This window comes from Nocardia acidivorans NBRC 108247 (genome assembly GCF_001625085.1).
Classification (GTDB): Bacteria; Actinomycetota; Actinomycetes; order Mycobacteriales; family Mycobacteriaceae; genus Nocardia; species Nocardia acidivorans.
The window spans coordinates 16,065-27,785 of record NZ_BDAW01000089.1 but is presented as its reverse complement, the minus strand read 5'-3'; the positions used below and the strand labels follow the sequence as shown (position 1 = coordinate 27,785).

Below are 11,721 nucleotides of genomic sequence, written 5' to 3'. Positions count from 1 at the left end.
GCGAAGGCCCCCAGCGCAAGCTGGGGGCCTTCTTCGTTTCCCGGTGATTTTCGCCGTTTAACAGCATGTTCTCGAGGAACTCGTAGTCTGTACGGAGCGGTGCCGTGGATCATGGAAGGTGGGCACCGACGGACAGGAGAGCATTGATGGTGATCGTTGAGCAGACCGCGGCCACTCGCACCGGTTGGCGCCGCCTGTTCCTGCCGGTCACCTACGGATATGCGGCCCTGCTGATTTCGGTGACGGTGCTGCTGTCGATTCTCTCCGAGGCCACCCAGACACGGGTGGTCCTGCACGCCAGTACGAATCTGAGCAATCTGCTGCGCGGTCATCTCGGCACGCTCTTCTCCAGCGCCTTCGTCATCGATGATCTGCGGAGCGCCGCGGTGATCATTCCGCTGCTGGCCTGTCTGCTGGCGCTCGCGGAGCTGAAATTCGGTGCGCTGCGCCTGCTGCGCATCTTCATCGTCGGTCATCTCGGCGCGACCGTCTTGGTGGCGCTGGGCCTGTGGGTGGCGGTGTCGGCGAATTGGCTGCCGCAGGAGGTCACCAAGGTCTCCGATGTCGGTGTCAGTTATGGCGCAATGGCTTTGATCGGCGCGTTCATCGCCCTGGTTCCGTCCCGGTGGAAGCCCACCTGGGCGATCACCTGGCTGATGGTCGCGGTGGCCGGGGTGGCGATGGGCCGCACCTTCACCAATGTCGGTCACCTGGTCGCGTTTTCGATCGGTCTGCTGGCCGGTTATCGGGTGCTGCGCCGTGGCCGGACCGAATTGCCGAAGCTGAATACCTGGGAGGGCGTCCTGCTGGCCGCGGCCTCCGCGCTCGGTTACATCATGCTGGTCGGTTAATCCGCGAATTCGGCCGTCCCCTAGAGTGCTTGGGTGCGCCTTGTGATTGCTCGTTGCCAGGTCGATTACGTCGGTCGTCTGACTGCCCATCTCCCCATGGCCCGTCGCCTGCTCATGGTGAAGGCGGATGGGTCGGTGCTGGTGCATTCCGACGGCGGTTCCTACAAGCCGTTGAACTGGATGAGCCCGCCCTGCTGGTTGGCGGAGCGTGCCCCGGAATCGGAGACGGCACAACAGCTTTGGGTGGTCACGAATAAAGCCGGTGAGGAATTGCGGATCACCGTCGAGGAGATCGAGCACGATTCCAAGCATGAGCTGGGCATTGATCCGGGTCTGGTGAAGGACGGTGTCGAGGCGCATCTGCAGGAGTTGCTGGCCGAACACATCGAAACCCTCGGCGCGGGTTATTCGCTCATCCGCCGCGAGTACATGACCGCGATCGGCCCGGTGGACATCCTGTGCCGTGATGCGGACGGTGCGACCGTGGCGGTGGAGATCAAGCGCCGCGGTGAGATCGACGGTGTGGAGCAGTTGACCCGCTATCTCGAACTGCTCAATCGCGATCCGCTACTGGCTCCGGTCGCGGGCGTCTTCGCGGCTCAGCAGATCAAGCCGCAGGCCAAGGTGCTCGCCAACGACCGTGGAATCCGCTGCCTGACACTGGACTACAACGCCCTACGCGGCACCGACAGCGACGAATTCCGGCTGTTCTAGGGTGGTGGGTCATGCCCCGCCGGAAACCTCGCCCCAAGGGCTCTCAGGCGCGGTCCCAGCCGGGCCAGCGCCCGATCGGTGACGTCTTCGGTCGTACCGAGGACGGCCCCGGCGGCGAAACGTACATGGTTCGCGCCATCGCGGGCACCCGGGCCACCAAGTACTACCGGTGTCCCGGCTGCGATCACGAAATCCCGCCCGGCGTAGCCCATGTCGTGGCGTGGCCCGCGCACGGTGGTGAGGAAGACCGCCGCCACTGGCACACGGGCTGCTGGAAGGGCCGTCACACCCGGGGCATCACCCGCCGCTGGTCATAGGACTGCCCCGTCGTCCCGGCGCGCTTTTGGCCGGGATCCATCGGTAGACGGCGGATCCCGGCCGCGAGCATGCCGGGATGACGAGGCCGATCAATAGGGAAGGCCGCTCCCGGAATGGGAGCGGCCTTCAGGTGTGCGGGTGTCGCCCGGGTGGGTGCTAGCCGGAGATGTCGGCGTTCTCGCGCTCTTCGTCGACGGCGTCGTCTTCACGGGTGTCGATGGCCTTGCGGTTGCTCTTGTTGAGCGAGCGCTGTTCGGGCGCGCCGTCGAGGAGTTCGCTTTCGCGGTTGACGGCGGCGAGCATGGCCGGCACCGAATCGAGCTGACCGCGGATGCCGAGCAGCTGGGCCAGCACGCGACCGCGCAGGACCCGCATTTCCTCGGCGAGTTCCTTGGCGTGTGCGATCTTTCGATCGGCGGTGTTGGTCGCCGAGGAGATGAGGCGGTTGGCCTCGTCCGTGGCGTCCTTGATGCGCTGGGCGGCCTCGGCGCGCGAGGTGGCCTCCAGCTCCTCCATGGCGCGGGTGAGCTTGGTGCGGCGCTCGGCCATGGTGACCTCGAAGTCCTGCTGCGCGGCCTTGCGCTTGGCCTCGGACTCCTTGGTGAGGCGATCGGCTTCGGCGTTGGCGGCCTCGACGATCTTGTTGGCTTCGGAGCGGGCGTTGGCGAGGGTCTGCTCGAATTCGATTTCGAGCGCCTCGCGCTTCTCCTTGGTTTCCGAGAGGAGCGATTCGTACTTACCGCGCATCTCGGTCGCCTGCTGTTCGGCGATCGAGATCATTTCGGCGGCCTCGGCCTGGGCCTGCGCGCGGACCTCGGATGCTTCGTCGGAGGCCAGGCGCAGCATGCGAGAGATGCGGTCCGACATGCCTTCCGCGGTGGTCGGCGGCACGGAGAGGCGGTCGACCTCCTTACGGAGCTCGTCGATCTCGTCGCGGGCGTCCTCCAACTGGGCCGCCAGGTTGCGCGCCTGGGCCGCGGCGGCATCGCGATCGGTCGCGGTGACCCTTAGCTCGGCATCGAAACGGTCGAAGTAGTTACGCACCTCGTCACGGTCATAGCCCTTCCGCACGACGGTAAAGGGCAGTGCAACGAAGCGATTACGATCGGGCTCAGTGGACGACATGGCACACAAACTACAGCCTGGTGACCACTGATGGTGACCCGACCGCGAATGTTGTTACAGCCTCTTTAGGGTCGCTGATCTCGGTACTAGTGGGTAGTTTTCGCGGCCGGTTCGACGAGTTCGACCAGCACACCGCCAGCATCCTTCGGGTGGATGAAGTTGATGCGCGAACTCGCTGTTCCGGTGCGGGGGGCGTCGTACAGCAAACGCAAGCCCCGTGAACGCAGAAACGCGGAGACCGCCTCGATATCGGTGACCCGGTAGGCGAGCTGCTGCAGGCCAGGCCCGTTTCGGTCGATGAACTTTGCGATGGTGGAGGTTTCGTTCAACGGAGCCAGCAACTGCAGGGCAACGGTGCCCGCCGGAGCGCCCGCATAGGACAGCATGGCCTCGTGCACGGCCTGCGCCTCATTGATCTCGCGATGTGCCTCCACCATCCCGAGATTGTCCCGGTACCAAGCGACAGCCGTATCGAGATCGGGGACGGCGATACCGACATGGTCGATGGCGGTGATGTATTCGGCGGGGATGAATTCGGTGTTCTCGGTGTTGCTCACCCTTCGAACGGTAGCGCGCACCTGCGCAAGGGCGCAGAGGTCGGTCGGGTTACCCTCGGGTAGGGGCTCCGATGGTTGGCGGGGCCACGACATTCGACGTAAGTGAGGTCAATCGTGACGACCACCGTGATCGTCTCCGGTGCGCGCACCCCGGTGGGGCGGCTGCTGGGATCGCTGAAGGATTTCAGCGGCTCCGATCTGGGCGGTATCGCCATCAAGGCGGCTCTGGAGAAGGGTGGCGTCGCCCCGGACCAGGTCGACTACGTGATCATGGGCCAGGTGCTCACCGCGGGCGCGGGGCAGATCCCGGCCCGGCAGGCCGCGGCCGCCGCGGGTATCCCGATGGATGTCCCGGCGCTCACGCTGAACAAGGTCTGCCTGTCCGGCATCAACGCGATTGCCTTGGCGGATCAGCTGATTCGCGCCGGTGAGTACGAGATCGTGGTGGCCGGTGGCCAGGAATCCATGACCCGCGCGCCGCATATGCTGGAGAAGAGTCGCGAGGGCTTCAAGTACGGCGATGTGACGCTGCGCGACCATATGGCGTACGACGGTCTGCACGATGTCTTCACCGATCAGGCCATGGGCCTGCTCACCGAGCAGAAGAACGACACCGAGACGGTCAGCCGCGAGGAGCAGGACGCCTTCGCGGCCGCCTCGCATCAGAAGGCCGCCGCCGCGTGGAAGAACGGCGTCTTCGACGAAGAGGTTGTGCCCGTGGCGATTCCGCAGCGCAAGGGTGATCCGGTGTACTTCAACGCCGATGAGGGCATTCGCGCCGACACCACCGTCGAATCGCTCGGCAAGCTGCGCCCGGCGTTCCGCAAGGACGGCACCATCACCGCGGGTTCGGCCTCGCAGATCTCCGACGGCGCCGCCGCGGTGGTCGTGATGAGCAAGGAAAAGGCCGAGTCCCTTGGCCTTTCGTGGATCGCCGAGATCGGCGCGGCCGGCGTGGTCGCCGGTCCGGACTCCACCCTGCAGGATCAGCCCGCCAATGCGATCGCCAAAGCCTGTGCCCGCGAAGGCATCTCGCCCGCAGATTTGGATCTGGTGGAGATCAACGAGGCGTTCGCCGCGGTCGGCATCGCCTCCACCCGCAAGCTCGGCATCGACCCGGAGAAGGTGAATGTCAATGGCGGCGCCATCGCCATCGGCCACCCGCTGGGTATGTCCGGCGCCCGCATCCTGCTGCACCTAGCGCTCGAGCTGAAGCGCCGCGGCGGCGGTGTCGGCGCGGCCGCGCTGTGCGGCGGCGGCGGTCAGGGTGACGCCCTGATCATCCGCGTCGCCTGAGCGCCTTCGGCAAGTGGCCGGGTTCCCACCCGAAGGTGTGGATCCCGGCCAAAAGCATGCCGGGATGACGGGAAGGGTCTCCCGCTCGCACCCGAAGTCTTTCCCTCCTTCTGGTGGTTTGCGGGGGAACGCCCCGGCAACCTTCTCCGCGCGCTCGAAGGGCGCGTGTGACCGGATCCACGACAGTGTGTCGTAGACCATCCGGCAGAATGGTGGGCATGGGTGACTTCTTCGACCTGAGTACGGTCGCGCGGCGGGTTCGGTTCTTCGGCATTCTGGAGGCCCCCAGCTGGGCGCTGCTGCTGCTGGGTTCGGTGCTCAAGCGCGCGGATGCGCTGGGTATCGCCGATCAGCCGATCAAGTGGCCGGTCATGGTTTTCGGCATGCTGCACGGCGTGATTTTCCTGGCGTACGCGTTCAGCGTGCTGCTGGCTTCGCGTGAGTTCGAGTGGCCCGGCAAGACCACCCTGCTCGGATTGTTCTCCACGGTGGTGCCTTTCGCGTCGGTGTTCTTCGAGCGCTGGGTCATCCGCAGCGGTCAACTCGGCGAATTGAGTGAGGCCGCGGCTCCCGCCGCCGCCCGTTCGTGACAGACTGGAAATCGTGACTCGACCCGCGCGACGCCCCTCAGCCGCCGCTGCCGCCGCAATGTCCGGCGCGGTGGACCTGTCCAGCCTGAAGCAGCAGCCGGTGACGGATGTGCCCGGCGACCATGCGGTCACCGAGGCCGATTTCGAGACCAAGGTGCTGCGCCGTTCCACCCAGGTGCCGGTGGTGGTGGCGCTGTATTCGCAGCGCAGCCCGGGCAGCATCGAATTGGTGAAGCTGCTCGAGCAGTTGTCCCAGGACAACGGCGGCGAGTGGGAGCTGGCCACCATCGAGGCCGAGCAGAATATGCGTATCGCCCAGGCCTTCGGTGTGCAGGGCATTCCCACGGTGGTGGCGGTGGCGGCCGGCCAGCCGCTGGCGGATTTCACCGGTAATCAGCCCGAGGCGCAGGTGCGGCAGTGGCTGTCCGCGGTGGTGGACGCGGTGCGCGGCAAGCTGCCCGGTGTCGGCGAGGCCGAGGGCGAGGCGGAGGCGCCGGAGGATCCGCGCTTCGTCGCGGCCGAGGAAGCTTTGGAGCGTGGCGATTTCGCCACCGCCGAGGCCGCGTACAAGGCCATCCTGAATGCCGAGCCGGCGAATGCGGAGGCCAAGGCGGCGCTGCGGCAGGTGCAGTTCATCGCCCGCGTGCAAGAGATCGATCCGGCCACGATCGCCAAGGCCGACGCCGATCCGGCCGATCTGGATGCCGCGCTGGCGGCCTCGGATCTGGAGATGTTCAATCAGGAGCCGCAGGCGGCGTTCGACCGGTTGATCGCGCTGATCAAGCGCACCGCCGGTGATGATCGCACCCGGGTGCGCACGCATCTGCTGGAGTTGTTCGAGCTGTTCGATCCGGCGGAGCCGATCATTGTCGCCGCGCGCCGCAAGCTGGCCGCCGCCCTGTACTGACACCTATCCAACGCGCTGCGCCCCTGCCACGAGTGTGGCAGGGGCGCAGTCTTTTTCACCGGTGCGCCGGCTCTCCGGCCGTAGGGTCGCCGAGGAGCCGAGCTACTAGTTGGTGGTCGGCGCGGTCTTGGTGCCGAGGCTGCCGGTCAGTGTCTCGAGCAGCTTCGGCAGCGCCGAGGTGGAGCCGGTGCCGGTCGGGTCCGGCTCGCCGACGGCGACCACGGGATCGGCGGAGGTCACGGGGACCTCAGCCGCGGCCACGCCCGCTCCGGTGCCGACGATGGCGGCCGCTGCGGCACCGATGAACATGGCAGTTCCGAGCTTCTTCATACAGATTCAATCCTCTTCTACAGGTTTCGTTTATTTGACGGCCGTCTCGCCAAGTGCACTACAGCGCAATACAATTCGGCAGCCCGAAGAGTTCGGGGCATTTAGATTTGTAACGCGGTCCAAACGACCCCACTTCTCGGGGGTTGATCTCCGGCTCCGGGTTCGCTAGCGCCGTCGCGGAGGGAATCGAGGGTGGCCAATTCCGGAAAAATTAGTAAGCTCGTGCTTATGAATTCACCGACGTACGACCAACTCCTCGCCGACGGACCGGCCCTGATCGCCCTGGACGAACGCGCGGTGCGCACCAGCATCGACCTGGTGTCCCGGCTGACCCACGCGGATCTGGACACCCCCACCCCCTGTGCGGGCTGGAATCTCCGGGATCTGCTGGAACACTTGATCATTCAGCACTACGGCTTCGCCGCGGCCTCGCGCGGCGAGGATGCCCTCGCGCTCTGGAAGCCGAGCCCGCTGAGCCCGGATCCGATCGCCGAGTACCGGGCCGCGGCCACCCATGTGCTGTCGGCCTTCGCCGTGGACGGGGTGCTGGAGCGGGACTTCCCGCTGCCGGAGGTCCGCGGCGGCATCGTCATTCCCGCACCGCTGGCGATCAGCTTCCACTTCGTGGACTACGTGGTGCACTCCTGGGATGTGGCAAGGACTTTGGGCCTGCCGGTCGAGTTCGACGAGGACGTGATCGCGGCCGCGCTGCTGGTCGCGCAGGCGGTGCCGGGCGGTGATGTCCGGACGCTGCCGGGTGCGTCCTTCGCCCCGGAGGTGCTCCTGGCGGACGGTTCAGGGCTCGATCAGGTGCTCGCGCTGCTGGGCCGCTCGCCGAGTTGGCCGCACTGATTCGCCGGGCAGCACCGACGGCACCAGCCACAGTCCGCTGCTGGGCGGCAGGGTGACGAGCGCCGAGGCCGGCCGGCCGTGCCAGGTCTCGGCGGTGGCGGTGACCGCGCCCAGATTCCCGATACCGTTGCCGCCGTAGGCGATAGCGTCGGTATTGAGCACCTCCCGCCATTCGCCGACGGCGGGCAATCCGATCCGATGATCGCGATGCTCGGATCCGGAGAAGTTGTAGACGCAGGCCAGCATCGATCCGTCCACCCCGTAGCGCAGGAAGGACAGCACATTGCTGCCGCGATCGTCGGCGTCGATCCAGGAGTAGCCCCCGGGTGAGGTGTCCTGGCTCCAGAGCGCGGGCGTCGCGGTGTAGCGCAGGTTCAGATCCCGCACCAGGGTGTGAATCCCTTGGTGCAGTGGGTTTTCCAGCTCGTACCAGTCCAGGCCGCGATCGTGGTCCCATTCCCGGAACTGGCCGAACTCCTGTCCCATGAACAGCAGTTGCTTGCCCGGATGCGCCCACATGTAGGCGAGCAGGGCGCGCACCCCGCTGGCCTTGGTGAAATCATCACCGGGCATTCGCGTCCACAGCGTGCCCTTACCGTGCACGACCTCGTCGTGGCTGATCGGCAGGACGTAGTTCTCGCTCCAGGCGTAGGTGAGCGAGAAGGTGATCTCATTGTGGTGCCAGCTGCGGTGCACCGGATCGTGGCCGAGATATCCGAGGGTGTCGTGCATCCACCCCATATTCCATTTCATGGTGAAGCCGAGCCCGCCGACCTCGGTGGGCCGGGTGACGCCGGGCCAGGTGGTGGACTCCTCGGCAATGGTGACGACGCCCGGATGGTGCTTGTGCACGGTCGCGTTCATTTCCTGCAGGAACGCCACGGCCTCCAGATTCTCCCGGCCGCCATGGATATTGGGCTCCCAGTCGGGCCGGGAGTAGTCGAGATAGAGCATGGAGGCCACCGCGTCCACGCGCAGGCCGTCGATGTGGAACTCCTCGATCCAGTAGCGGGCATTGGCGACCAGGAAGTTGCGCACCTCGTGCCGGCCGAAGTCGAAAACGTAGGTGCCCCAGTCGAGTTGCTCACCGCGGCGGGGGTCCGGATGTTCGTAGAGCGCGGTCCCGTCGAAGCGGGCCAGGGCCCATTCGTCGCGCGGGAAGTGCGCGGGCACCCAGTCCAGCAGTACGCCGATTCCCTTGCGGTGCAGGTGATCCACGAACCAGCGGAATTCGTCCGGGGTGCCGAAGCGGGCGGTGGGGGCGTAGTAGGAGGTGACCTGATAGCCCCAGGAGCCGCCGAAGGGATGTTCGGCGATGGGCAGCAGTTCGATATGCGTGAAGCCCTGTCCGGCAACATAGTCGGCGAGCTGTTCGGCCAGTTCGCGATAGCCGAGGCCGAGCCGCCAGGAACCGAGGTGCACCTCGTAGACGCTCATGGGTGAGCGGGTGGGATCGCGTTCGGCACGTTTGCGCAGCCACGCCCCGTCACCCCAGTCGTGTGCGGTCTCGGTGACGACGGAGGCAGTCGCAGGCGGGATTTCGGTGGCGAAGGCGAAAGGATCGGCGTGATCGACCGTGCGTCCGTCGGCCCCGTGCACCCGGTACTTGTAGGTGGCCCCCGCGCCGATTCCGGGCAGGAACACCTCCCATACGCCGGAGTCGCCGAGTCGCCGCATGGGTGCGGTATGACCGCTCCACCCGTCGAAATCCCCGATCACCGCCACCCCGCGCGCGTTCGGAGCCCAGACCGCGAACGCCGTCCCGGTCACCTCTCCGTCGAGGGTGGCGTACCGCCGTGGATGCGCGCCGAGCACATCCCACAGCCGCTCGTGCCGCCCCTCGCCGAGCAGGTGCAGATCGAGTTCGCCGAGCGTGGGCAGGAATCGGTACCCGTCGGCATCGACGACGGTCCGCCCGCCCGGATACGAGGTGACGATCCGGTAGTCCCACAGGTCCGGAAACGGCGCCGTCCCTTCGAATATCCCGTGCCCGGCGTGTTCGAGTGCGTGATCGTCCCCGCCGATGCGCGCGGATACGGTCTCCGCGTGCGGTCGCAGCACCCGGATGACGGTCCCGTCCGGATGCGGGTGTGCGCCGAGCACGGTGTGCGGATCGGGATGCGTGCCCGCGGCAAGCAGCAGCAGATCACGCCGATGCATCAGAATGTGCTCCGATAGGAGAGTTCGGCGCGGGCGGCGGCGGGTACGGGCGGCAGCACCAGAATGTGCGCGACCGCGCGGGCGGGGTCCAGCCGCACGTAATTGCTCTGCCCCCAGTGGTATTCCTCACCGCTGACCTCATCGTAGACCACCGGCCGGTCATGCCATTCGCGGCCGATGGCGGGCAGATCGAGCGAGACGTGGCCCTGTTCCGGACCGTACGGGTTGAGATTCACCACCACCAGCACCGCATCGCCGGTGGTCGGATCGAACTTCGAGAACGCGAGCAGCGCATCGCTGTCGGTGTGATGGAAGTGGATGCAGCGCAGCTGTTGCAGCGCCGGATGCGCGCGCCGGATCTCATTGAGCCGGGTGATCCACGGCTCCAGGGATTCCCCGCGCGCGGCGGCCTCGGCGTACGGGCGGGGCCGCAGCTCATACTTCTCGGAGTTGAGGTACTCCTCGTTACCGGGTTGTGCCGCTTGATGTTCGAAGAGTTCGAAGCCGGAGTACACGCCCCAGGCGGGGCCGAGGGTGGCGGCCAGCGTCGCGCGAATGGCGAACATGCCCGGTCCGCCGTGTTGCAGGGTTTCGTGCAGGATGTCGGGGGTGTTCACGAACAGGTTGGGCCGCGCCTCATCCGCCTTGGCGGCCAATTCCCTGCCGAATTCCTCGAATTCGTGTTTGAACACCCGCCAGGTGAAGTACGTGTACGACTGGGTGAATCCGCGTCGCGCGAGGCCGTAGAGCCGGGCGGGCCGGGTGAACGCCTCGGAGAGGAAGATGATCTCCGGATGGTCGCGATGCACCTGGGCGATCAGCCACTCCCAGAAGTCGGCGGGCTTGGTGTGCGGATTGTCGACGCGGAAGATGGTGACGCCCAGTGCGATCCAGTGCCGCACCACCCGCAGCACCTCGGCGTACAGCCCGTCCGGGTCGTTGTCGAAATTGACCGGGTAGATGTCCTGGTACTTCTTGGGCGGGTTCTCGGCGAAGGCGATGGTGCCGTCCGGCAGGGTGGTGAACCACTCCGGATGCGCGGCCACCCACGGATGATCGGGCGCGCACTGCAATGCCAGGTCCAGGGCCACCTCCATACCCAATTCCCGTGCGGTCTCCACGAATTCGGTGAAGTCGGCCTCGGTGCCCAGGGCCGGGTGGATGGCGTCGTGCCCGCCCTCGGCCGAGCCGATGGCCCACGGTGAACCCACATCGCCGGGCTCGGCGGTCAGAGAGTTGTTGCGCCCCTTACGATTCACCGTGCCGATCGGATGGATGGGCGGCAGGTACACCACCTCGAATCCCATGGCGGCGATGCGCGGCAGCTCTTTCGCGGCGGTGACGAAGGTGCCGTGCACGGGTTTTCCGTCGGCATCCCAGCCACCGGTGGAGCGCGGGAAGAATTCGTACCACGCGCCGTACAGCGCGCGCTGGCGCTCCACCAGCACCGAGAACTGCGGCCCCTGGGTCACGAACTCGCGAAGCGGTGTGGCGCGCAGGATTTCACTCACCTCGGCGCTGAAGGCCGGACCCACCCGCGCGGGCAATTGCGCGTCCCCGCGCAGGGCCGTGGCCGCGGCGCGCAATACCTCCCACTGCTTCTTGGGCACGGCCTGCGCGGCCCGCTCCAGCAGTCGCGCGCCGATCTCCAGATCGTTGGCCAGGTCGACCGCGCTCTGCCCGACCGAGAGTTTCGCCTCCACCGCGGAGCGCCAGCTGGCGAGCGGATCGCTCCACCCTTCGATCCGGTACGTCCACAGCCCCGGTTTCCCGGGCGTGAAGGTGGCGTTGAAGACGTCCGGCTGATAGTCCGGCGACATTCGGATCCGCTGCGTGCGTGTGGACCCGGGCGCTTTCACCGCGAGGGTGGCGGCCACCGCGTCATGGCCTTCGCGCCACACCACGGCGCGCACCGGGAAGACCTCTCCCACGACGGCCTTGGCGGGCCGACCGCCGGGTATCGAGGGGGCGGTGTCATCGATGGCGATGCGGCCGGTCACCCGTCCGAACTTACCGGGTGC

At 66.7% G+C, this 11,721-nt stretch carries 11 protein-coding genes and 1 pseudogene; 7 read left to right on the top strand and 5 right to left on the bottom strand.

All coding sequences use genetic code 11. From position 1 onward, the window contains the following. Window positions 1-146 precede the first annotated feature (146 nt). Genes NA10_RS30740 through NA10_RS30730 form a run of 3 tightly spaced genes read left to right on the top strand, consistent with a single transcriptional unit; the run spans window position 147 to window position 1,882 of the window. Window positions 147-851, top strand: a complete 705-nt coding sequence (locus NA10_RS30740) for a rhomboid-like protein (RefSeq protein ID WP_067574200.1) — start codon at window positions 147-149, stop codon at window positions 849-851. 33 nt (window positions 852-884) lie between these two features. Continuing rightward, window positions 885-1,565: an endonuclease NucS gene (gene nucS, locus NA10_RS30735; RefSeq protein WP_067574199.1), complete on the top strand. Its 681-nt coding sequence runs from the start codon at window positions 885-887 to the stop codon at window positions 1,563-1,565. Between the two features lie 11 nt (window positions 1,566-1,576). Next, window positions 1,577-1,882 (top strand): Rv1322 family protein, encoded by a 306-nt coding sequence (locus NA10_RS30730; protein WP_067574198.1) that lies wholly within the window; start codon window positions 1,577-1,579, stop codon window positions 1,880-1,882. A gap of 157 nt (window positions 1,883-2,039) precedes the next feature. Here NA10_RS30730 and NA10_RS30725 read toward each other — a convergent pair whose 3' ends face one another. Next, the gene (locus NA10_RS30725) at window positions 2,040-3,008 is read right to left on the bottom strand and encodes a coiled-coil domain-containing protein (protein ID WP_067574197.1); all 969 of its coding nucleotides are present in this window, start codon (window positions 3,006-3,008) and stop codon (window positions 2,040-2,042) included. A gap of 86 nt (window positions 3,009-3,094) precedes the next feature. Continuing rightward, entirely contained in the window at window positions 3,095-3,565 is a 471-nt protein-coding gene (mce, locus tag NA10_RS30720) for a methylmalonyl-CoA epimerase (RefSeq protein ID WP_245678046.1), read from the bottom strand. Between the two features lie 114 nt (window positions 3,566-3,679). Here mce and NA10_RS30715 point away from each other — a divergent pair, with 114 nt between their 5' ends. The 3 genes from NA10_RS30715 (at window position 3,680) to NA10_RS30705 (ending at window position 6,358) form a co-directional block, all read left to right on the top strand. After that, window positions 3,680-4,861 carry an acetyl-CoA C-acetyltransferase gene (locus NA10_RS30715; RefSeq protein WP_067574196.1) on the top strand — a complete coding sequence of 394 codons (1,182 nt, stop codon included), beginning with the start codon at window positions 3,680-3,682 and terminating at the stop codon, window positions 4,859-4,861. Window positions 4,862-5,079: 218 nt separating this feature from the next. Beyond that, window positions 5,080-5,451, top strand: a complete 372-nt coding sequence (locus NA10_RS30710) for a DUF3817 domain-containing protein (protein ID WP_084515502.1) — start codon at window positions 5,080-5,082, stop codon at window positions 5,449-5,451. Window positions 5,452-5,509: 58 nt separating this feature from the next. Then, window positions 5,510-6,358: a tetratricopeptide repeat protein gene (locus NA10_RS30705; protein WP_067574194.1), complete on the top strand. Its 849-nt coding sequence runs from the start codon at window positions 5,510-5,512 to the stop codon at window positions 6,356-6,358. 105 nt (window positions 6,359-6,463) lie between these two features. On the opposite strand, the gene NA10_RS30700 is transcribed toward NA10_RS30705, so the two are convergent. Then, a complete protein-coding gene (locus NA10_RS30700; protein WP_157556851.1) occupies window positions 6,464-6,688 on the bottom strand; it encodes a hypothetical protein in 225 nt (74 codons plus the stop codon). A 228-nt stretch (window positions 6,689-6,916) separates the two neighbouring features. Here NA10_RS30700 and NA10_RS30695 point away from each other — a divergent pair, with 228 nt between their 5' ends. Next, complete coding sequence (locus NA10_RS30695) at window positions 6,917-7,540, top strand: TIGR03086 family metal-binding protein (protein ID WP_084515499.1); 624 nt, start codon at window positions 6,917-6,919, stop codon at window positions 7,538-7,540. A 24-nt stretch (window positions 7,541-7,564) separates the two neighbouring features. Here the strand turns inward: NA10_RS30695 and glgB are convergent. Next, a pseudogene (gene glgB, locus NA10_RS30690) lies at window positions 7,565-9,700 on the bottom strand (1,4-alpha-glucan branching protein GlgB); the annotation flags it as partial. Further along, a complete protein-coding gene (locus NA10_RS30685) occupies window positions 9,700-11,700 on the bottom strand; it encodes an alpha-1,4-glucan--maltose-1-phosphate maltosyltransferase (RefSeq protein ID WP_067574192.1) in 2,001 nt (666 codons plus the stop codon). The gene NA10_RS30685 and the pseudogene glgB, both read right to left, overlap by 1 nt. Window positions 11,701-11,721: the final 21 nt, after the last annotated feature.